Source organism: Pseudomonas sp. TAA207, from assembly GCF_001529285.1.
Taxonomy (GTDB): domain Bacteria; phylum Pseudomonadota; class Gammaproteobacteria; order Pseudomonadales; family Pseudomonadaceae; genus Aquipseudomonas; species Aquipseudomonas weihenstephanensis.
Genome location: NZ_LLWJ01000066.1, coordinates 126,219 through 148,060, shown reverse-complemented (window position 1 = coordinate 148,060; position 21,842 = coordinate 126,219). Strand labels below are relative to the sequence as shown.

General features: G+C 57.7%; 18 protein-coding genes. 12 read left to right on the top strand and 6 right to left on the bottom strand.

What is annotated here, in order from left to right:
- Window positions 1–79 precede the first annotated feature (79 nt).
- From AP059_RS12840 to dusA, 3 genes are all read left to right on the top strand, one after another.
- Window positions 80–793 (top strand): murein L,D-transpeptidase catalytic domain family protein, encoded by a 714-nt coding sequence (locus AP059_RS12840; RefSeq protein WP_059763283.1) that lies wholly within the window; start codon window positions 80–82, stop codon window positions 791–793.
- A gap of 113 nt (window positions 794–906) precedes the next feature.
- Complete coding sequence (locus AP059_RS12835) at window positions 907–1,173, top strand: hypothetical protein (protein ID WP_059763284.1); 267 nt, start codon at window positions 907–909, stop codon at window positions 1,171–1,173.
- Between the two features lie 801 nt (window positions 1,174–1,974).
- Window positions 1,975–2,985: a tRNA dihydrouridine(20/20a) synthase DusA gene (gene dusA / locus AP059_RS12830; RefSeq protein WP_059763285.1), complete on the top strand. Its 1,011-nt coding sequence runs from the start codon at window positions 1,975–1,977 to the stop codon at window positions 2,983–2,985.
- A gap of 63 nt (window positions 2,986–3,048) precedes the next feature.
- On the opposite strand, the gene rssC is transcribed toward dusA, so the two are convergent.
- From rssC to AP059_RS12815, 3 genes are all read right to left on the bottom strand, one after another.
- Window positions 3,049–3,531, bottom strand: coding sequence for an anti-sigma factor antagonist RssC (gene rssC / locus AP059_RS12825; RefSeq protein WP_059763286.1), 483 nt, complete (start codon window positions 3,529–3,531; stop codon window positions 3,049–3,051).
- Window positions 3,528–4,712: a two-component system response regulator RssB gene (rssB, locus tag AP059_RS12820; RefSeq protein ID WP_059763287.1), complete on the bottom strand. Its 1,185-nt coding sequence runs from the start codon at window positions 4,710–4,712 to the stop codon at window positions 3,528–3,530. The genes rssC and rssB overlap by 4 nt, the downstream gene beginning before the upstream one ends.
- 305 nt (window positions 4,713–5,017) lie before the next feature.
- On the bottom strand, window positions 5,018–5,707 hold the full coding sequence (locus AP059_RS12815; RefSeq protein WP_059763288.1) for an MlaA family lipoprotein: 690 nt from the start codon (window positions 5,705–5,707) through the stop codon (window positions 5,018–5,020).
- Between the two features lie 313 nt (window positions 5,708–6,020).
- Here AP059_RS12815 and AP059_RS12810 point away from each other — a divergent pair, with 313 nt between their 5' ends.
- Window positions 6,021–6,284 carry a DUF4404 family protein gene (locus AP059_RS12810; protein ID WP_059763289.1) on the top strand — a complete coding sequence of 88 codons (264 nt, stop codon included), beginning with the start codon at window positions 6,021–6,023 and terminating at the stop codon, window positions 6,282–6,284.
- 71 nt (window positions 6,285–6,355) lie between these two features.
- Here AP059_RS12810 and AP059_RS12805 read toward each other — a convergent pair whose 3' ends face one another.
- Complete coding sequence (locus tag AP059_RS12805) at window positions 6,356–11,212, bottom strand: NAD-glutamate dehydrogenase (RefSeq protein WP_059763290.1); 4,857 nt, start codon at window positions 11,210–11,212, stop codon at window positions 6,356–6,358.
- A gap of 509 nt (window positions 11,213–11,721) precedes the next feature.
- Here AP059_RS12805 and AP059_RS12800 point away from each other — a divergent pair.
- Window positions 11,722–12,078 carry a hypothetical protein gene (locus tag AP059_RS12800; RefSeq protein WP_059763291.1) on the top strand — a complete coding sequence of 119 codons (357 nt, stop codon included), beginning with the start codon at window positions 11,722–11,724 and terminating at the stop codon, window positions 12,076–12,078.
- 96 nt (window positions 12,079–12,174) lie between these two features.
- Here AP059_RS12800 and AP059_RS12795 read toward each other — a convergent pair whose 3' ends face one another.
- Window positions 12,175–13,041 carry a DMT family transporter gene (locus AP059_RS12795; protein ID WP_059763292.1) on the bottom strand — a complete coding sequence of 289 codons (867 nt, stop codon included), beginning with the start codon at window positions 13,039–13,041 and terminating at the stop codon, window positions 12,175–12,177.
- Complete coding sequence (locus AP059_RS12790) at window positions 13,038–13,799, bottom strand: iron-containing redox enzyme family protein (protein WP_059763293.1); 762 nt, start codon at window positions 13,797–13,799, stop codon at window positions 13,038–13,040. Before AP059_RS12790 ends, AP059_RS12795 begins: the two co-directional genes overlap by 4 nt.
- 146 nt (window positions 13,800–13,945) lie before the next feature.
- Here AP059_RS12790 and AP059_RS12785 point away from each other — a divergent pair, with 146 nt between their 5' ends.
- The 7 genes from AP059_RS12785 to AP059_RS12755 all read left to right on the top strand — a co-directional run bounded on the left by AP059_RS12785 (window position 13,946) and on the right by AP059_RS12755 (window position 21,815).
- The gene (locus AP059_RS12785; RefSeq protein ID WP_059763294.1) at window positions 13,946–14,818 is read left to right on the top strand and encodes a LysR family transcriptional regulator; all 873 of its coding nucleotides are present in this window, start codon (window positions 13,946–13,948) and stop codon (window positions 14,816–14,818) included.
- Window positions 14,819–14,992: 174 nt separating this feature from the next.
- A complete protein-coding gene (locus tag AP059_RS12780; protein ID WP_048364979.1) occupies window positions 14,993–15,952 on the top strand; it encodes an AAA family ATPase in 960 nt (319 codons plus the stop codon).
- A gap of 3 nt (window positions 15,953–15,955) precedes the next feature.
- On the top strand, window positions 15,956–16,900 hold the full coding sequence (locus tag AP059_RS12775) for a DUF58 domain-containing protein (protein ID WP_059763295.1): 945 nt from the start codon (window positions 15,956–15,958) through the stop codon (window positions 16,898–16,900).
- Window positions 16,897–17,391, top strand: coding sequence for a DUF4381 domain-containing protein (locus tag AP059_RS12770; RefSeq protein WP_059763296.1), 495 nt, complete (start codon window positions 16,897–16,899; stop codon window positions 17,389–17,391). The genes AP059_RS12775 and AP059_RS12770 overlap by 4 nt, the downstream gene beginning before the upstream one ends.
- Window positions 17,384–18,460, top strand: a complete 1,077-nt coding sequence (locus tag AP059_RS12765; protein ID WP_059763297.1) for a vWA domain-containing protein — start codon at window positions 17,384–17,386, stop codon at window positions 18,458–18,460. The genes AP059_RS12770 and AP059_RS12765 overlap by 8 nt, the downstream gene beginning before the upstream one ends.
- Window positions 18,457–20,184, top strand: a complete 1,728-nt coding sequence (locus AP059_RS12760) for a tetratricopeptide repeat protein (RefSeq protein ID WP_059763298.1) — start codon at window positions 18,457–18,459, stop codon at window positions 20,182–20,184. The genes AP059_RS12765 and AP059_RS12760 overlap by 4 nt, the downstream gene beginning before the upstream one ends.
- Entirely contained in the window at window positions 20,181–21,815 is a 1,635-nt protein-coding gene (locus AP059_RS12755; RefSeq protein WP_059874963.1) for a BatD family protein, read from the top strand. The genes AP059_RS12760 and AP059_RS12755 overlap by 4 nt, the downstream gene beginning before the upstream one ends.
- The last annotated feature ends 27 nt before the right edge of the window (window positions 21,816–21,842 follow it).

Here is a 21,842-nt window from a genome sequence, read left to right as displayed (position 1 = left end):
CAGGCCAGCCTTTTATACAGTCGTTGCGCGTTACCCGCGAAGCGTCAGGAGCCCATTCAACAGTGAGAATATTCAACTTATGCTGATTTTTTTGCGTCGGCTTTGTCTGGCCGCTGCGACTCTGGGCACACTCTGTAGTCCCGTGTTCGCCTCCAGCCCCTCTAAACCGGTATTGTTCAACAGCCTCGCCCAGGCAGCACCAGAACTCAATCCCCAAGCACTAAAAAGTGCCCTCAGTGCGATGCAATGCGCGGTCAACAACGGCGCCAGTCAAGCTCAACACCTGGCTGTGATCGACTACTCCCAGCCCTCGACAGCACGCCGCCTGTGGATATTCGATCTGCGCAAAAAAACGCTGGTACTGCGCGATCTGGTTGCCCACGGGCAAAATTCCGGTGAAAACTTCGCCACTCAATTCTCCAATAACGAAGGCAGCTTTCAGTCTAGCCTGGGCCTGTTCCGTACCCAGGAAAGCTACAAAGGCGCGCATGGCTACTCCTTGCGCATGGACGGCCTGGAGCCTGGTATCAATGATCGAGCCCGTGAGCGTGACATCGTGATACACGCGGCCAGCTACGTGAACCCGCTCTGGAGCCAGCGCCAAGGCCGTATCGGCCGCAGCCAGGGCTGCCCTGCCGTACGCCCGCAAGTGGCGCGCCAAGTGGTAGACAAACTCAAGGACGGTCAGTTCATGTTTGCCTGGTATCCCGACCAGCGCTGGCTACAGTCCTCGGCCTATCTCAACTGCCAGCCGCGCTTGGTCGCCACTATCGTGACCGCTAAAGGCAGTTAAACCCTTCGACTTTCACCGAGTGGCACTACAGACCTTCCGCTAAGAGACTACGCTAAGAGCTGTCATTAACATGGCACCTCTTAGTGAGGTTCCAATAGACAAGGAACGCTGAAGTGACATTTCTGTTGAAGTTCGTCCAGGCAGGTAAAGACAACGCCATCAACGTTGCAGGAATTGAAGAAGCTCTTTCACTGATTACCCAGGCTGATACAGCCCTGGAACAGCCCACATTGTTTTTCGAACCCAAGCAAACCCATTGCGCCCTGCATCCCGGCTTGCCTTACGAAGCTGTTGCAGAAGAATTGGACAGCCAGTGGGAATGGCCCGCAGACGACCACTTAAAAGTTCATCCCAGGCTAAAGGCCAAGTACCAGACATAACCTGCGCGCCAGCCACAACCGAAACCAAGAGCAATAGCCTGTTCTGCCAAGATGCTCAAAAACTCCAGTCATACAGAGCAACACCGTGCGAACGCGCTGCACCGCAACGGTCAGTTGAGCATCTCCCAGGCTGCTTTGAGGACGACGCACTCGTCGGGCATGTGGTGGTTTCTCCAGTCACCCTCTCTTTGGGTGACATCCACAGGTACCGCCCCGGACCTCTCTCGGTACGACCCGATCGACAAGAAAACTGTATCGGTTCAGGCCCGATGAACGCTGCGCTGACTCAATTGCAACGCATTGGCAGTGCAGGCTGTGTCCAGCAGGGTAATCCTGACTGCTAGGCTCGCTCAGGATTCAAAACCTGCCCCGGGCTTGAACTTCCATGTGTTACTCAAAAGAACCTCCAAGCGATCACCTTTGAGGGCGAACTACCTACGGGAACAGTCAAATACCATGATGCGTTTGATGCCACTGAGTAAGCCCAAGCACAGTGGGACTGCTCGAGGCAATGCCTCTCACTTCGGAGATGAGCGTAATCGGCTCATTTTCACGCGTGCTAACCCTCGCATGAGCAGCCTGTTTACGGACGAAGGCGTGCTCTCTTGGTAGACTTGCGCTCTGTCGCGTCAAATGCGGATCTGCGCGGAACGGGTAACAGCCCTACTCGCCCTTTTTCTTGCCATCACGAGTTGCCATGGGAAAGTGCTACGCGCCAGTTTTAAAGTGGTACATCGTACTCGCGAGCCCTGAAAAACGCCCTAAAACCCCCTAAAACACGCTTAAAACACGTAGAGCAAAATGGTACAGAATTCAGCTACACCCCACGTAAACACAGGCTCTACGGTGTCCAGGCGCTTTAGCGTGGCACCTATGATGGATTGGACAGATCGTCACTGTCGTTTCTTCTTGCGACTGCTGTCTAAAAACGCTCTTCTTTATACCGAAATGGTGACCACTGGCGCGCTCCTGCATGGCGATGCGGAGCGGTTTTTACGTCACGACGTGTCTGAGCATCCACTGGCTTTGCAACTCGGCGGCAGTACTGCCACCGATTTGGCGGCGTGTGCACGTTTGGCGCAAGAAGCAGGTTATGACGAGGTCAATCTTAACGTCGGATGCCCAAGTGATCGGGTGCAAAACAATATGATTGGCGCATGTTTGATGGCGCATCCTGCGCTGGTGGCCGATTGCGTGAAGGCGATGCGCGACGCTGTGTCTATCCCTGTAACGGTTAAACACCGTATCGGGATTAACGGACGCGATAGTTATGCCCAGCTGTGTGATTTCGTCGCAACTGTGCGCGAAGCGGGTTGCAACAGTTTTACAGTGCATGCCCGCATCGCCATTCTTGAAGGACTTTCGCCTAAAGAGAATCGCGATATTCCACCGTTGCGCTACGACGTGCCGGCGCAGTTGAAGACCGACTTCCCTGACCTGGAGATCATTCTCAACGGCGGGATAAAGACACTTGATCAGTGCATCGATCATTTGCAGGTCTTTGACGGCGTGATGCTGGGACGCGAGGCTTATCACAACCCGTACATTCTGGCCGAGGTCGATCAAAAACTGTTTGGTTGCACACAGCCCGTCGTGACCCGCGCTCAAGCATTAGCCTTGCTGCGACCCTACATCGCCGAGCATATCGGCGCAGGTGGTGCGATGCATCACATCACTCGACACATTTTAGGATTGGGCCAAGGCTTTCCTGGCGCCCGTCGTTTCCGCCAGTTGTTGTCTGTGGATATTCACAAAGCCCAAGACCCACTGGCGCTGCTTGATCAAGCAGGTGAGTTGCTGGAAGGCCGATAAACGATTAGATACAAAAAAGGAGCCGCTCCTGCACTGGACGGCTCCTTTTTTTGCGCACGTGCATCAATGTCGCTCGAGGGCATTGACCAAATCATGGAACGCTTCGCGATTGGTATCGTTAAGGCTCATCAATATTTTGTGTGCTTCGAGCACTTTGACTTTCACAATCTCTTCAGACTGGTCCTGCGAAGGCAGATCTGTCAGGCAGTTAGGGCACGGCAAGGGCGTTTCAATGATATTGAAAACCTGATCGAAACCCATAGATTGCAACAGCCGCGTGATGTCTTCGTGAGTGGTCACCACTGTCGGTAACAAGCCCACTTTCTGGCGAGACAAAATGGACAGTTTCGCCAATAAACCCAGCGTGGTGCTGTCGATGCTGCGCGTCTCGGTCAGGTCGATCACGATGGCCGAAAAGTTCAGCGCCGTGAAGATCCTCTCGATGGTTGCGTCCAGTGCTGAACACAAGGTCAGGCGCACTTCACCCACAAACTTCAGGACGAAGGTGCCATCCTGTTCGGCGAACTGAATTCTACCGGTACTCATTTAAGATTCCTGCTTAACACTAACAAGGCGATATCATCCGGCATCTCCCCGAGCGTAGCTAAACCAAACACTTGGCGCAGGCCGTCCAGGCTGCCACCCGCTGCTTTTACCAATTGAGGCAAAGCGGCTTCTTTCTCTTTGAGCGTCTGCTCGGTCAAAAGATCCAAAATGCCGTCCGACATCAGCGTAAGGCTGAAGACGTGCGGCAATGTCATTACATGATCTTCATACGTAGCCTCATTGAACAAGCCTACTGGCAATCCGCGACCTTGCAAGTATGCAACGCTGTCGGGCGTGTAGAGCACCGGCAACGGCAGGTGCCCGCCAATGCTATAGGTGAGCGTGCCGGTCTCTTCATCAATGACGCCGCCAACCATGGTCACATGCTTGCCGAGCTTGCAGTTGATTAGCCCGCGATTGATATGCCCCAGCACCTCTGACGGCTTGAACTCCGGCAATGTGCCGTTGCGTTTGGACTCAAACAACAAACGCGTGGTCATGAACTTGAGCAGCACGGTGACAAAGGCAGAAGAAGCACCATGTCCCGAAACATCTGCCAGATAAAAGGCAACTCGCCGCTCGTCAACCCGGAAGTAATCGACAAAATCGCCTGATAAATACAAGGAAGGAATGATCTGATGCGCAAAATCGAACGCATCGATCGACCAGGGGCTGGGCGGCAGCATGTTCATCTGAACTTGGCGACCGGCGTTCTGATCTTCTTGTAACAAGTGCAAGCTGGCTTCGAGTTCGCGATTGGTCGACTCAAGCTTGTCGCGATAACGCTGGTTTTCAAGCAGCAATCTGGCCCGGTCCAATGCCCGATGAACGGAATGTTCAAGCACGGCCAGGTCTTCGAGTGGCTTGATTAAATAATCCGCCGCGCCCAGGCGCAGCGCTTCAACCACATCACTCATGACGCCCGCGCCAGAAATCACGATCACTGGCGTTATGGCCGATTGCTGAGTCACCTGGCGTATCAGTTCCAGGCCACCCATTTGCGGCATCCGCAGATCACAGATGATCAGGTCTGGCTGCTCTTGCTCAAACACCTGAAGGCCCTGCAAGCCGTTGCTGGCCTGGAGGATGCTGAATCCGCTGTCTTCCAGATAGGCCGCCAAACTGGCGCGCACGACTTCGTCGTCATCAATGATCAGCAGCGTGGCACTGGTTTTTGGCATGTGGGCAAACGGCGCCAGAATGAGGTTGGCGTATAAGCCCGGATAAAAAAGGCTTAACGACTGAATGTAGGTTTGAACACCCTAAACTCAAAATGAGCATTGCTCAATCCTACAAAGGTGCGTGTGTAAGGCGCAGACGGTACTCCCATCCGCGGGGGGTTTCAAGCTCAGCCCGATAGCGGCCTGCAACGCTCAACAGGTTAAATTCCCCAAGGTTATAAGAACCCTGCTAACGGCTACTAAAACCGAGGTCAAGAAGCTGAAAAAGGCCCCGAAGGGCCTTTTAGAATGACGGTGAAAACGGCTTAAAAGTCGTCTTCAACCTGCCCGTCTTTAACTTTGAATTCACGGTTTTGCAGATAAGCGTTGCGAATGAACACGTACTTGTCACCGGTGATCAGTTTTTCTGCCGACAGCAAGCTGGCGCGCGTATCGATCACGTCCATCCCGATCGCCATGTTGCGCGCCGGGATGTCATTCATGTAACGGTACGGTTCGGCGTAGGTATCCGGGTAAATGGCGACCGCATCACGCACGGTGCTTGGGCCCAGCAACGGCAGCACAACATATGGGCCGCTTGGTACACCCCAGTGACCCAGGGTCTGGCCGAAGTCTTCATCGTTGCGTTGCAGGCCCATCTTGGTGCCAACATCAAAGAAGCCGCCCACACCGATAATGGTGTTCATCAACACGCGCGCGGTGTCTACCCCGGCAGCATGTGGCTTGACCTGCAACACGTCGTTGGCCAGGTTGCGCACGTCACCGATATTTCGGTACATGTTGTGAATGCCATCTTCGAGAAATTGCGGGGTGATGAATTGATAGCCTTGGGCAATTGGCTTCAAGGCATAGGTATCCAGTGTGTCGTTGAACTTGAAAATGACACGATTGACCCCTTCCCACGGGTCATCTTCAGTCGCTGCATGCGCGGCAAATGGCAACATGGCCACACCGGCAAAGAGGCACAGTTGAGCGAGACGATCATTCCAGCGCATAGCAAAAAACTCCTTGGTAGCACTAATACTCGGGCGCTATGCCCTGGTTCTGGGCGGTAGTATAACGGCAATTGCCAGACAGACAGCCCCCTAAAATAAACATCCTGAGTTCAGCACCGGCTTGTGCACCGACAAATGCCCTGTTCACTGCCAGGTATCTAAGGGCAAAGAGCGCTGAACACCGTGTTTTCCTGTGAATGTGATGGAGATCATGCCAATCGGGCATCAGTGGATTAATCTAAAGACCCGCTTGATCGACCTTTTGTTCATTACAACGGTCTATCTAACAGCCTCTCAATAAAGGATGAACGCTATGCCTGCCCGCGAACTGCAACAACAACTCGACGCCCTGCGCGAGCAAATCGATCAGAACCCGCCCCTTTCTCAAGAAGAACGCGTCCACCTTAACGATCTGGCACAGAAAATTGAGGCTCAGCTCAACCTCGAGTCTGCAAGCAAAGACACCAACCTTGCCGACAGTGTCAACCTGACGGTAGAACGCTTCGAACTTGACCATCCAACCTTGGCCACCACCTTGCGTAACATCGTCCAGACCTTGGGCAACATGGGCATCTAAGTTCACCGCAGCCCGCAAACAATAAAGCCCCGACTCATCCGAGCCGGGGCTTTGTTTTGTCACTCAGGCGATCAAAGACCGGTTTGGCCGCTCATTGCCAGGTCGAGCAATTCACGGTTGGCGACTGCATACATCGCGTAGTCATTGCCCGTGGCGGCACGCAAGTCCACCAACATGGAGCGCCAGCGCTCCACCATCGACTGATTTTGCTCAAGCCACAGCGCCAGACGCGCCTCGATGCTGTCGCCAGCGTCCGTCATCTGCAAGACCGAAACAGTAATCGCACGCTGCTGCCAGTCAATATCGTCCCGGAAGGCTTCACGAGCCAGCGCCTGCCAGTTGTTTTCGACCGGCAGATTGCTGATCTGCTGCAAGTACCAGGTCAAATCCAGCGCACTGCCCACGGCGAAATACGCCTTGGCCACGTCCGCCGCATTTTGCCCGGTCACATCTGATGCCTCGATAATCGGCAGCAGGGTGTACAGGTGCGTAGTGCCCGCCACCATGCGCGCCAACAGCTCTGGCACGCCTGCTTCAACGTAAGCCTGGTAACGGGTCTGCCAGCCCTCGCGCGTCGGGCCTTCCAGTAATTCATCGAGTTTTAGGCCCAGCGCAGCCAGGTGCGGGCCGAAATGCGCTACATCGCGCGCGGCATCCAGTTCATTGCGACGGCTGCGCAAGAACCAGCGGGTTGCACGGCGGCCCAGACGCATCAGCTCATCCATCAGCGCCATCTGAATCTCAGCCGGCACTTGATAGTCCAGCGCTTCGATCTGACGGAACCAGTGCGGGAGATGGAAAATGTCGCGCACGATCACATAAGCACCCGCCACATTGGCTGCACTCATGCCGGTCGACTCTTTAAGCCGCTCGACAAAGGTGATGCCCATGTGATTGACCAGATCGTTGGCGATCTGGGTGCTAACGATTTCGCGCTTCAAACGGTGACGGCGCATGGCGTCGGCGAACTTGCTCACCAGCATCGGCGGGAACGCCGTTTCCATGTCACGGGTCAGGTAATCATCATCGGGCACCTGCGAGTTGAGCAGCGCCTCCTTGAGATCAATCTTGCTGTACGAGATCAGCACCGACAACTCGGCACGGGTCAGACCGTGGCCCGCTGCAACGCGCTCGTTGAGCTGCTCTTCAGATGGCAGGAACTCAATGGCACGGTCAAGCTTGCCACGGGCTTCCAGATCGTTCATCAGACGCTTGTATTCAGCGATCCGCTCATAAGCACGTCGCGCTGCCAACGAGATGGCTTGCGTCTGCTTATAGTTGTTGCCCAAGACCAGGCCGCCGACTTCGTCAGTCATGCTGCCCAGCAGCTGGTTGCGCTGCTTCTCGGTCATATCGCCCGCCTGCACCACTTCATTGAGCAGGATTTTGATATTCACTTCGTGGTCAGAACAGTCCACGCCGCCCGCGTTGTCGATGAAGTCGGTGTTGGAACCGCCGCCGTTGAGGTTGAACTCAACACGCCCCAGTTGGGTCATGCCCAGGTTGCCGCCCTCGCCTACCACTTTGCAGCGCAGCTCGTTACCGTTGACGCGCAACGCATCGTTAGCCTTGTCGCCTACATCGGCATGGCTTTCGCTGCTGGCCTTGACGTAAGTGCCAATGCCGCCGTTCCACAACAGATCGACTGGCGCCTTAAGCAAGGCATTGAGCAATTCGGTGGGGGTCAACTTGTCGGCAGTGATTGCAAAGCGCTCTTTCATCTCAGGCGAGATGGCGATGCTTTTCGCGCTACGCGAGAAGATCCCGCCGCCTGCCGACATGATGCTGGTGTCGTAATCTGACCAGGCCGAACGCGGCAGGTCGAACAGGCGTTGACGCTCGGCAAAGCTGTTGGCCGGCTGCGGGTTAGGGTCGATAAAGATGTGCAGGTGGTTAAAGGCGGCGACCAGTTGCAGCTTGTCGGACATCAACAAACCGTTACCAAACACGTCACCGGCCATGTCGCCCACGCCGACCACACTGATGCTGTCTTGCTGAACGTTAATCCCGCGCTCTTTAAAGTGGCGCTGAACGCCCACCCAGGCACCTTTGGCGGTAATGCCCATTTTCTTGTGGTCATAACCGGCCGAGCCGCCCGAGGCGAACGCATCGCCCAGCCAGAAGCCGTAGTCGATCGCGATGCCGTTGGCGATGTCGGAGAACGTAGCAGTGCCTTTGTCGGCTGCCACCACCAGGTACGGATCATCGTCATCATGGCGAACCACGTTCAAAGGCGGCACCAACGCGCCGTCTTTCAAGTTGTCGGTGATGTCCAGCAGACCGGAAATAAAGATCCGGTAGCAGGCAATCGCCTCAGCCTGAACCTCATCCCGACCGCCGCCCAGAGGCAGGCGACGCGGTACGAACCCGCCTTTGGCGCCCACCGGCACAATGACCGAGTTCTTCACCTGTTGGGCTTTAACCAGGCCCAACACTTCCGTACGGAAGTCTTCTTCACGGTCCGACCAGCGCAAACCGCCACGCGCTACGTTACCGAAGCGCAGGTGCACACCTTCAACCCGTGGCGAATAAACGAAGATTTCGAACTTCGGCACCGGCTTGGGCAGTTCAGGAATCAAATGCGGATTGAACTTGAAGCTGAAGTACGAACGGTTTTGACCGTTGGCATCCGGCTGGTAGAAGTTGGTGCGCAACGTGGCCTTGATCAGGTCCAGGTAGCGACGCAGGATGCGGTCTTCGTTGAGCACTTGAACGTCGTCGAGCGCTGTCAGAATCGCCTGTTCCAGACGCTGCTGCTTGTCTTCAAGGTCTTCACCCGTGAGCTTGCGCGCCAGATAGAAGCGCGTCTTGAACAACCGCGTCAGCTCGCGGGCGATGTCGGTGTGGTTGTTCAACGTGCTGGCGATATAGCCCAGATCGAAACCCAGGCGGATTTGCTTGAGGTAACGCGCGTAGGCCCGCAGCAACGCTACATCGCGCCAAGGCAGGCCGGCCGTCAGCACCAGACGGTTGAACGCATCGTTTTCCGCGTCGCCACTCACGATGTGCACGAACGCGTCTTGCAGCGTGTCGTTGAGCTGCTGAATGTCCAGATTCAAGCCTTCGCCCGCGGTAAAGGCGAAATCATGGATCCAGAATTCACGGCCATTGACGTGGCGCAGGCGGTACGGGAACTCGCCCAGAACGCGCAAACCGAGGTTTTCCAGAATCGGCAACACGTCGGACAGCGCCAACGGCGTATCGGCGTGATACAGCTTGCAGTGCAGCTCTTGCCCGGCGCTCTGGCCCAGCGGCTGATAGAAGCTCATGACCAGCGGGTTCTTGTCGCTGAGGCTCATCAGGTGTTGCATGTCGACCACGGCCGAGTGCGCGGCAAAGCGCTCGCGGTAACCTGCCGGGAAACCTTTCGGGAAATCGGTCAGCACCTTGGTGCCATTGGCTTCGCCGAAGCTTTCAACCACCAGGCTGGCGTAATCGTCCTGCCAGCTGCGGCAGGCTTGAATCACTTCTTTTTCCAGCAACAGCGGATCAATGTCGATCCGGTTTTTAGGATCAACCCGCAGAATCAGTTGCACGCGCGCCAGTACCGACTCCGAGAAGAAGGTCCAGAATTCGCAGTCCGATGCTTGCAGGCGGTCCATCAGCACTTGCTGGATTTTCTGCCGTACTTCAGTGGAGTAGACATCCCGCGGCACATAGGCCAGGCAGTAGCAGAAACGGCCATACGGGTCTTTACGCAGGAACACGCGAATCTTGTTGCGCTCCTGGATCTGCACAATTGACATCACCGTGCTGAACAGCTCATCGACCGGGGTCTGGAACAGGTCGTCGCGCGGCAGGACTTCGACTACCTGCGCCAATTCTTTGCCCAAGTGTGCCTTGGGCTGGAAACCCGAACGACGCTCTATTTCAGCCACTTTGCGACGGATATACGGGATTTCACGCACGCTTTCGCCGTACACCGAAGAGGTGTAGAGGCCCATGAAGCGACATTCCTTCACGACGTTGCCGTCAGCATCGATCTGGCGGATCGACACATAATCCGGGTACGCCGGGCGATGTACACGACTGGGGTGCGCGGCTTTGGCAAACGACAGCAACGTCGGTTCGCGCAGGTAGCTCACCGCATAATCTTCGATGCGCAGGTCTTCAGGGGTCAGCCCGGCGCGCAGCAGCTTGGTCAGGCCAAGGAACGAATTCGGGTCATATTCGATATGCCCGCCATCCGCTTCGTCGCGTACTACAAATTCTTCATAACCGAGAAAGGTGAAATGGTTGCCGACCAACCATTGCAGGAAACTCTTGATCTCGGCTTTTTCATCTTCGGCCACCGCGTACTGGCAGCTATCAATGCTCGACAGCAGCTCTTGGACTTTGGCTTTCATCGGCTCAAAATCGGCCACCGCGATGCGCACTTCACCCAGAACCTGTTCCAGTTCTTTGCTCAACACATTCAATTCAGCTGTATTGGAGCAGCGATCAATCTCCAGATACATCAGCGACTCTTGCGAGATACCTTCGCCCTGCGTGCCCTTGGGCAGTATCTCCAGCAATTCGCCCTTGCTGCCACGGCGAACGCTCAACACCGTGGTTTGCAAGGTATGGATGCTGTAGCCGCGACGGTTCAGCTCGGTGCGTACCGAGTCCACCAGAAAGGGCAAATCGTGGTGCAGCACTTCAACCGCCGTGTGGGTCGACTGCCAGCCGTGGCGCTCATAATCAGGGTTGTAGACCCGCACTTGGGGCTGGGTCGGATCGAAACGTTCAAGCAGGCGCCAGGCCGACAGCGTACAGCCGGCGAGGTCGGACATGCGACGTTGCGTGAGTTCATCCAGAGAAATGATGCCGAAGAATTGTTCAGCAAACAGCGCCACTTGTGGCAGTGCCTGTTCACTGATGTGCTGGGCCAGTGCCGCTTGCAGTTGATGCTGGAAGTCGGCCTTGCTGGCTGCGGTGAAGAACGCCATCTGTGGTACTCCGCTTGGGCTTGTTATTGAGAGACGCGTCGCGTGCTATTCCCGCATGGGGAGCTGCCAGTGCTGCGCACGGCCTTCGGTTGGCAATTGACCGTGAATCATCAGCATGACAGGGAGGTGAAGCTGGCCGCGACCCAGGGGTCACATTCACGTTCCAGGAAGGGTATCTACAAAAACGACTGCCGGACTGGCCGACTGTGCCTTTAGAGATAGCTATCCCGGATGCAGCTTAACGAGTGAGCTGTGCGCACTGCTTGCGGTGCTGCGACATATTCGGTCATCAGGATGCAACCTCATGCACGGTGAATGAACAACCCTAGCACTGCGAAACGATAAATCCCCACAGAAAAATCTGCTTATCTGTTGTCAGGCTGCGAAATGACTGATCGGCCACGGCCGTCCGCACGCCCTGCTTTGACATTCAGATCAGCACAAAAGTGCGCAGGCTGGCAAAATCGCGGTTTGATTGCTTTACACGCGCGCAGCGCCAGGAATGCCCCATGAAAATGACCACCGACCACTTGCTGGCCAACCCATGCGATGAAGAAGAAGACAACATGGCAATGCTCTGTTGTATCAGCGCGCCAAATGACATGTTCGTGATGAGTCGCTACCCGGACGAAGATGAACTGGATATCACCCTCAATGACGAGTTTTCGTCGCTCGACGGGGTGAAAGTGACACTAAGCCCTACTCGCCTGTTGATCGAAGTCGCCGCCGATGACACGGATGTGTTCAATGGCGATGATCATCTGGAAATCACTCACGGCACCGATGTTTCGTGCCTGGCCGACGTCGAGCAAACCCTGATCAACATCCTCAAAGGCACCGGCACCTACGTCAGCGAGTTGAGCTGATCAGCCTTCAACCGGCAGGTCAGGCACCGGGGGCACGTAAAGCCCTGTGGCATAACGCTCAGGGCTTCTATCGTTCAGCGTGATGAACAGGCGCCGTCAGCGCTCTTTGCGCATTGCAAACACGCTGGTCAATACAATCGCGGCGCCCAGCAGAACCCCGGCCGTGACTGTGCTGCCCAGCATCAAGGCCGCCATCAGCATGGCGACCGGCGGTACGAGGTACATCACGCCCACCGCGCGGCTGACGTCGGTATGCGCCAGCACATAGGCCCAAAACAGATAAGCCAGCGCACTGGGAAATACCCCCAGCACCAGCACGGCTGCATTGACGCGTAACGGTGCATTAATCACTGCCTGGCCAAGCCCCGGCCCATACACACCCAGCAGCAAGGTCCCGGCCCAAATGGTGTAGCACACGATAGTCAAGGGACTGTAGCGGCTGGAGTAGTGTTTTTGCAGGGTGAAATACACACTCCACGACAGCGCCGCAAGCAAGATCAGCAACCCTTGAGGCTTAAAGCTACCCAGCCCCTTGTCCCCCCAAATGACCACCAGAGCGCCCGCAAGCCCCACGCCCACCCAACACCAACGCCACACGCTGACAGACTCTTTGAGCCAGAGTGCGGCAATCAGGGTGCTGAAAATGGGCGTTGACTGCGCCAGCACACTGGAGGCTCCGGGGCTGACCCAGCGCTGCCCCATGTTTAACGCCACATGATGAAAAACAATAGCGAACAACCCCAGCAGCAATAGCCAGGGAATGTCCACCCGCCGAGGCAGCCCGATGCCTATAAACAACGCTACAACGCCCATGAACAACGAAGCGACCAGAAACCTCAGCAAAGCCAGATGCCCGGGGCTGTAACTTTGCAAACCGATATGGATGCCTATCGGTGAATAGGCCCAGCACAGCACCACTGCCCCTGCGGCGGCGGCAAGCCTGATCGACGGCGAACACTTCAAGCGCGGGCCGCCGTCATTGATGAGGCCGACATGGCAAGTGCCATGCCATTCCAATAATTTTCGGTGATCGACAGAAAACGATTAAAACCCACCTTCAGACCTTCCAGGTCTTGCTCAGTACAACACTCAAGGGCGGCGGCTTTAACGGCTTGAACTTTGTGCTCTTTTTCAGCCTCGCCAATATGAACATGAAAGTATTCGCACTGTTCATGAAACTCATCATTGTGTGTATACAAGTGCTGATAATTACGTGCGCCCTCGTACAAGCGCGTCAACATGGAATACGCCAGCCATTCTTGCGCCAACAAGGCACCCAATACATAACTGTCGGGACGCCCCAACCCGTGCGGCGCATATAACGCCTCCTGCTCTTCAATAAATAACTGTGTGGAGGGCAATACCGGCACGGCTTCAAGTTCGGCCAATGAATAAGGGCGCCCGGCCAAACGGCTCAACACGTCCAGCAAGTAACTGCGTAACAGCACGCTGTGCACCTTGTGCACGTCACCCCCACCCAGTTCCGAGTAGAGGTTTTTAACAATCTCGACCCGCGCGGGCAAGGTGTTGGCGCGCAACAGTGACAGCGCCACCATCGTGGCGGTGCGCCGAGTTCTGGCCCAGTAGTTACGGGCAAATATTTCAACCTCATCAAAGCCCATGCGTTCATTGAGCCAGCGTTGATAAAACGCATTATTCAGTGCGCCATGGGTAAACACGGTGTGCGCCAACGCCTCGACTTTTGTTGTTGTGATGTTCATATTGACCTCGCTTACACAGCCGTTAACTTTTAACGCGCCAACGCACAGTGTCGTCAGCGCCAGTGTGTGCAGAACTCAAATTCTGTCAGGCATGCGTTAACCCACAAGTGATAGATAGCGAGTTCTGAATTCTTTAGGAGTGAACCTTGGAATTAAACCAACTCAGGATGATCAAGGCCGTGGCAGAGTGCGGCAGTATTGCGCTGGCCGCCCAGCAACTACACTGCGTTCCGTCCAACATCACCACGCGCATCAAACAGTTGGAAAGTGAACTGGGCACGGCGCTGTTTACCCGTGCCGGACGCGGTTTACGCATCAGCCCCGCCGGCGAATTGTTCCTTGGCTATTGCGAACGTATTTTGTCGCTGGTTGATCAAGCCAAACGTGCGGTCAAGCCCGATGCCATTCCCAATGGCAAGCTACGCATTGGCGCCATTGAATCTTGCGCGACAGGCCGCCTGCCCCCGTTACTGGCTCAATACCATCAACGATACGCCGACGTCACGCTGGAACTGATCACCGGGCAATGGCCGCAACTGCTCGATGACATTCAGCATCACCGCCTTGATGCCGCGATTGTGGCCATCGACGTTCAACATCCAAAACTCCACACCTGTGCGCTGTACCACGAACCGCTGGTACTGATAACCGGCCCCAACCACCCCCCTTTGCCTGACTTGCAGGCTATCAGCCAGCAAACGGTGTTCATGTGGCCGCCAGGCTGCCCATATCGCGCAACGCTGGAGCACTGGCTCAACGATAACGGCTTGCACATCAACCGCGTTGACTACGCCAACTGGGGCAGCATTATCGGGTGTGTGGGCGCAGGCGCCGGGCTGGCAATCGTCCCCGAGGGCATCCTTGAGCGATTTGGCGCAGGGGCTGCGCTCAGTACCTACCGCTTCACTGAGCTGCCCGCGGTGCAAAACGTATTGGTCTGGCATAACGAAACCGGCTGCCACACGGCACGAGACGCTTTCGCCGCACTGCTGGCCGAGCACTTCGCGCAGAACCAATAACGACCAGCGGACCGTTCCAAATAAGCAGCATTCTCAACAACCCGCTTGTTTTGGGCTTTTTCCATAAAAAGCCCCACTCCCATTAGTCCCAAAGCCCTGCAATGGATTAAAGTAACGCCCCCAGCCCCGGCGTAACGTTTACGCCGTCGGTGTCCTTTTCAGGAACAGTCATCGATGGAACATCGTGAAGCGCTGCTTGCGCTGCGAACCTTTCTTTCCACGCAGATTCTCGGTCAGGAAAAACTGATCGACCGGCTGCTGATCGCCTTGCTGGCTGACGGCCACATGCTGGTCGAAGGCGCGCCCGGCCTGGCCAAAACCAAGGCCATCAAAGAGCTGGCAGAAGGCATCGAAGCACAGTTCCATCGCATCCAGTTCACCCCTGACCTGTTGCCTGCCGACATCACCGGCACCGAGATCTATCGTCCCGAAACCGGCAGCTTCGTATTTCAGCAAGGCCCCATCTTCCACAACCTGGTGCTGGCGGACGAAATCAACCGTGCCCCGGCCAAGGTGCAGTCGGCCCTGCTGGAGGCCATGGCTGAACGTCAGGTCAGCGTCGGGCGCAGCACCTACGAGCTGTCACCGTTGTTCTTGGTGATGGCCACGCAAAACCCGATTGAGCAGGAAGGCACCTACCCCCTGCCAGAAGCGCAGCTCGACCGGTTCCTGATGCACGTCAAAATCGGCTTCCCGGACGCCGCTGTCGAGCGGCGCATCTTGCAGCAGGCGCGGGGCGAAGCCCTGAACGGCGAAACCAAACCCGAGCGCCGGGTCAGTCAGCAAGCCATTTTTGCTGCACGCAAGGAAATCCTCGGCCTGTACATGGCGGATGCGGTGGAGGAATACCTGGTGCAGTTGATCATGGCCACTCGCACCCCCGGTAAATTTGACCCTGAAATGGCCGACTGGATCGCTTACGGCGCCAGCCCGCGCGGTTCCATTGCGCTGGATCGCTGCGCGCGGGCCCACGCCTGGCTGGCCGGGCGTGACTTCGTCAGCCCCGAAGACATCCAGGCCGTACTGTTCGACGTACTGCGCCACCGCATCATCCTGTCGTTTGAAGCCGAGGCGGCCGGTATTGACCAAGACCGCGTGGTACAGCGCATCCTCGACGTCGTTGCCGTTGCCTGACCGATGAACAACCCCCTGCCCGCCGAACCCGGCATTCGCGTCACCCTCGCCGAATTGATCGAGATGCGCCACCGGGTGCGCGAAGTGCAACTGTTTGCCTCCCCCAGCCAGCGCAGCCCGCTGGTGGGGTTGCACCACTCAAAACTGCGCGGTCGCGGCGTCGACTTCGATCAAGTGCGGGTGTATCAGGCCGGGGACGATGTGCGCACCATCGACTGGCGCGTGACGGCCCGCACCCAAGAACCCCACACCAAAATGTTCCATGAAGAGCGAGAACGCCCGATCTTCATCCTGGCCGAACAAAGCCGGCGATTATTTTTTGGCTCCGGCCTGATGTTCAAATCAGTGCTGGCCGCACAAGCCGCCAGCCTGATCGGCTGGGCTGCATTGGGCCATAACGACCGTGTGGGCGGGCTGGTATTTGGCGACCACGAGCACTATGAAATCAAACCCCGGCGCAACAAGCAGAGTTTGCTGCAACTGCTGAACCGCCTGGTACGGGTCAACCAGTCATTGCACACCGAAGTTCAATCAGACCGCGATGCACTGGGCATGGCGTTGATCCGCGCCCGCGAAGTGCTGCGCCCCGGCAGTCTGGTGATTGTGATCTGTGACGAGCGGGCACTCACCGATGCAGCCGAACAACAACTGAGCCTGTTGGCTCGCCATTGCGACCTGATGCTGTTGCCCTTGTCCGACCCGCTGGACCATGCCCTGCCCGCCGCCGGACTGCTGCGCTTTGCCGAGCGCGGTGCACAACTTGAACTGGACACCCTCAACTACGATTTACGTCAAGCGTACCGTGCTCAGGCCGAAGCCCGAATTGCGCGCTGGGAACTGCTCGCGCAAAAGCTTAGGGTCATGCTCATGCCCCTGAGCACGCAAAACGAAATGATCGAGCAACTGCGCGAATACCTGAATGCCAAGCGCCCCGGCAAATCCCTATGAAAGAACTCGAACAGCTACAGCCTCTGATCCTGCCTCCTGCGATTGGCTTTTGGCCTCCCGCCCCCGGCTGGTGGCTGCTGCTCATTGTGGCGCCCGCGCTGGGCTGGGCCTTGTGGTGGTTGCGTCGCTACTTGCCTGCCAAACGCCAGTCAAGCCGCGCCGAGCAGCCTCTGGACCCGGTGCGCCTGGCAGCCCTCGAGGAACTGGCACGCTTGCCCAAGCCATACGATGGCGCACCCGCAGGTGCCTGGCTGCAACAGCTCAACGGCCTGCTCAAACGTCTGTGCCGCAATCACTACCCTTACAGCCAAAGCCATACGCTCAACGGCCGTAAATGGCTGGCGTTTTTAGACAACCGCTGCCCCGCTGCCGGGCTGACACGCTGGATGGTGCTGGTAGAAGGCGCTTACAAACCCGAATGCAAACTCGACGACAAAGCCATCGCCGGGCTCAATCAAGCCGTTGAAACCTGGATTCGCAAACATGTTTGAGTTCGCCTGGCCGTGGCTGTTCGCCTTGCTCCCGTTACCTTGGCTGATGCGGGTCTTGCTGCCGGCTGCCGACAGTGGCGAGGCTGCACTCAAGGTCAGCTTCCTCAGTGATCTTGAAGAACTGGCACGACGCAAAGCTCGCCCCAACTTGCCTTCCTGGCGTCAACAAACCCCGTTTATCGTGTTGTGGTTACTCCTGCTGAGCGCAGCTGCGCGCCCGCAATGGTTGGGCGAGCCCTTACCCATTGCGGCCAGCGGTCGTGATTTATTGGTCGCCGTGGATGTGTCCGGCTCAATGGATTTCCCGGACATGCAGTGGAACGACGAAGACGTGACACGCCTTGACCTGGTGAAAAGCCTGCTCGGAGACTTTCTGGAAAACCGTGAAGGTGATCGCGTAGGTCTGATCCTGTTTGGCAGTCAGGCGTATCTGCAAGCGCCTCTGACGTTCGATCGACACACCGTGCGTACATGGCTCGACGAGGCGCGAATCGGCATTGCCGGTAAAAACACGGCGATCGGCGACGCGATTGGCTTGGCCTTAAAACGCCTGCGTCAGCGCCCGGCGCAAAGCCGCGTGCTGATTCTGGTGACCGATGGCGCCAACAATGGCGGGCAAATCGACCCGCTCACCGCCGCGCGACTGGCAGCCGAAGAAGGGGTCAAAATCTACCCGATCGGCATCGGCGCCGACCCTGAAGAAAACAGCGCCCAGGGCCTGTTCGGGATCAATCCGGGGGTCGACCTGGATGAGCCTGCACTGCAAGAAATCGCCACCTTGACCGGTGGCCAATACTTTCGCGCCCGCGATGGCAAAGAACTGGCGGCGATCAAAGACACCCTCGACCAACTTGAACCCGTCGCCCAACAACCCACACAAGCGCGCCCGGCGCAGGCGCTCTACAGCTGGCCACTGGCTTGCGCCCTGCTGCTCAGCGCGCTGCTGGTCATCCGCGAGCTGTGGCCCAATACCTTGATGCAACGCTGGCTGAGCAAGGAGCACTTTCTGCAACCCCCTCCTGACTGGCGTGAACGTCTCAAGCGACTGCGCTTGCGGAGGCGTCGATGAGCGCGCTCTGGCCGCACTGGTTTCGCCCCGAATGGCTACTGGCCCTGCCGCTGCTCTGCTGGCTGCTGTGGAAGCTGTGGCACCGTCAAAAACGCGCAGGCCGCTGGCAGATGATTCTGCCCGCAGCGTTCCAACCCGTGCTGCTGAGTGGCGGCAATGGCCGCGACAGCAAATTGCCCTGGATCGCCCTCGGGCTGGCCTGGCTGCTGGCCCTGCTGGCCTTGCTCGGGCCCAGTTGGCAGCGGGTGGAACAATCCACGCAAAAGCCCGCCGATCCGCTGGTGGTGATGCTCGAACTGACCCCCGACATGCTGGCGACCGACAGCTCGCCCAATCGTCTGGAGCAAGCGCGGCGCAAGCTCTACGACCTGCTGCAAAGCCGTAACGACGCGCAAACCGCGGTCATTGTCTACGCCGGTAGCGCCCACACGCTGGTGCCCTTGTCGGACGACCTGGCCACCAGCCGCAATCTGCTCGAAGCCCTGAAACCCTCGATCATGCCGCAACCGGGTCATCGCGCCGATCTCGCGGTGGTCAAAGCCCTTGAATTACTCAATCAGGGTGCGCTGGGTCAGGGCCGCTTATTGCTGATTGGCTCATCCCTCAGCGAGCAGGAACGTGAAGGCATCCGCCAGGCATTGGGCAGCCACACCGCGCAACTACTGATGCTCGGCGTCGGCAGCCGCGAAGGCGCGCCAGTGGTCGACGAAAACGGGCAGTTGCTCAAGGACAATCAGGGCGCGATCCTCCTGCCGCGCCTCGACAGTCCCGGCCTGCGCGCGTTTGCGATGGATGTCGGCGGGCGCTACCGCCAGGCCCGGCTGGATGACAACGACCTGCGCGGGCTTGGCCTGCTGGACGGCCCGCAGCACCTGCGCGACAACGGCCAGACCCAACGTCTGGATACGTGGGCCGACCAAGGTTACTGGCTACTCCTGCCCCTGTTGCTGCTGGCTGCCTGTGCCGGTCGCCGCGGCTGGCTGTTCTGTCTGCCGTTGTTGTTTATGCTGCCGCAGCCCGGCTATGCCTTCAGTTTCACCGACCTGTGGTTGCGCGCAGACCAACAGGGCCAGCGCCTGCTGGAGCAGAAAAAACCCCTGCAAGCCGTCGAACACTTCAAAGACCCTATGTGGCAAGGTTTAGCGTTGTATCAGGCGGGTGACTACGCTGCGGCTGCCTTGCGCTTTGCTGAAGTCAACAGTGCCAGCGCCCACTACAATCGTGGCAATGCACTGGCCATGAGTGGCGAGCTGGAAGCCGCCATCGATGCCTACGAACAAGCGCTGGAGTTACAACCCGATTTGTCAGCCGCCGCACAAAACAAGGCGTTGATCGAGTCGTTGCTGGCACAAAAACACGACGTGCCTCCCGTCACGCCCGAAAAAGAACCCGAACCCGGCGCCGAACCACCCGCATCCGACACCGCGGTCAGCAGCAACACCGCGACCAACGCCGGGGCGGCGGTGAAAAACCAGCAAGAGGACGTGCCTGCCGGTGAGGCCAACCTGCACGAAGCCACCCCCCCTGAGGGCACACCGGCCACGTCTGGCCCGCCCGGCACCGAACCCGACACCGGGCCAGCCGCGCCTGTGACGCCGTCAATCGACGAAGAACACCGTCAGGCGCTTGAGCAATGGCTTAAACAGATCCCCGACAACCCCAGTGAACTGTTGCGACGCAAATTTTGGTACGAACAGCAGCAACATCAGGACACGCCCCAATGAACCGCCTTTGCGCCTTTTTACTTTTGCTGTGTTGTTCGGCCCTGCCTGCCTACGCCGCGGGGCTGGTCGCCCGTGTTGATCGCGACCAACTCAATTCGGGTGAAACCGTCGAGCTGACACTGGAGTCCACCGACGCCACGCTGTTTGGCAAACCCGACCTCTCCCCCCTCAACGCGCTGTTTGAGGTGCGTGGTACGCGGCAAGTCAATCAACTGACCAACCTCAGTGACACCAACAAAGCCAATACCCGCTGGATCATCACCCTGCAGCCCAAGCAAACCGGCACGGTGATCATTCCTCCGCTGCAAGTGGGCGATTACCGCAGCCAGCCCATCAGCCTGAATGTCACGCAAAGTGAGACCAGTGAAGCGCAACTGGCCCCGGTTTTTATCGAGTCCAGCCTCGACCAGCCGAGCGTGTACGTCCAGGCGCAAGCCATTTTGACCTTGCGCATTTATCACTCGGTGGCGCTGTACGACGACAGCAGCCTCACGCCCCTGCACCTGAGCGATGCCCTTGTTGAGCAACTGGGCGAGTCGCGTACCTACGAAAAACTCATCAATGGCGTGCGCCATGGCGTGATCGAAACCCGATACGGTATCTACCCGCAGCACAGCGGTGAGCTAAACATCCCGGCCCAAACCTTCAGCGCCACGCAAGTCGACAGCCAGCAATCGACCGCTCCCGCCCCGCTTGGGCCAAAGCCCGGAAAACTGGTGCACGTCACCTCTTCCGACATTCCGCTGAACGTCAAGCCCAAGCCAGAGGATTACCCGACCAATGCGGCCTGGTTGCCGGCGCGCAGCCTCAGCGTCAGCGAAACCTGGAACCCCGAGCCAGACCATTGCAGGGTCGGTGACTCGCTGACGCGCACTTTGACGCTAAAAGCCGAAGGTCTGTCCAGTGCACAATTGCCTGCGCTGACCACCACCGACGTCAACGGCTTGCGGCGCTACCCCGCCCTGCCACAACTGAGCAATCAAGTCACTGAAAACGGCCTGATCGGCAGCCGCGAAGAGCGCGAAGCACTGGTGCCCACCCGCGTGGGCCAGGTTGAGTTGCCCGCCGTCGAAGTGGTGTGGTGGAACACCCACGAAGACCGGCTAGAGCGCAGTTATCTACCGGCGCGCACCTTGCAAGTCGCGGCAAACCCGGAGCTTGCCGTCGATACCCCCAGCCATAACACCCCGCAGACCTTGAGCGATGACTCACCGTTGTGGCTATGGCAGCTCAGCACCCTGGTGTTGGCCAGCACCACGTTGATCGGCTTTGGGCTTTGGTGGCGTGCCCGCCGGCAACCGGCCATTTTGCGCGCGGCGCAAACCGGGCCAAGCCCGCGCACGTTACTGGATGACCTCAAACGCGCGTGCCTGGCCAATGACCCGCAGGCAACCCGTCAGGCATTGGATGCCTGGGCACGCCAACAACCCGAGACACTGGCCGACATGGCCGCGCGTTTTGTGCTGTTGAGTGATGCGCTGGACGGCCTCAATGGCGCGCTCTACAGCGAAACCGGCCAGCACTGGCAAGGCGAAGAACTGTGGAAAGCGATTCGCAGCATTCCTGCGACCGAACGCGAACAGGACCTGGCCAGCGAGCCGAGCAGCCTGCCGCCGCTTTACCCCAAATAATTTCAAGGTGTGGTCAATACCGCTGAC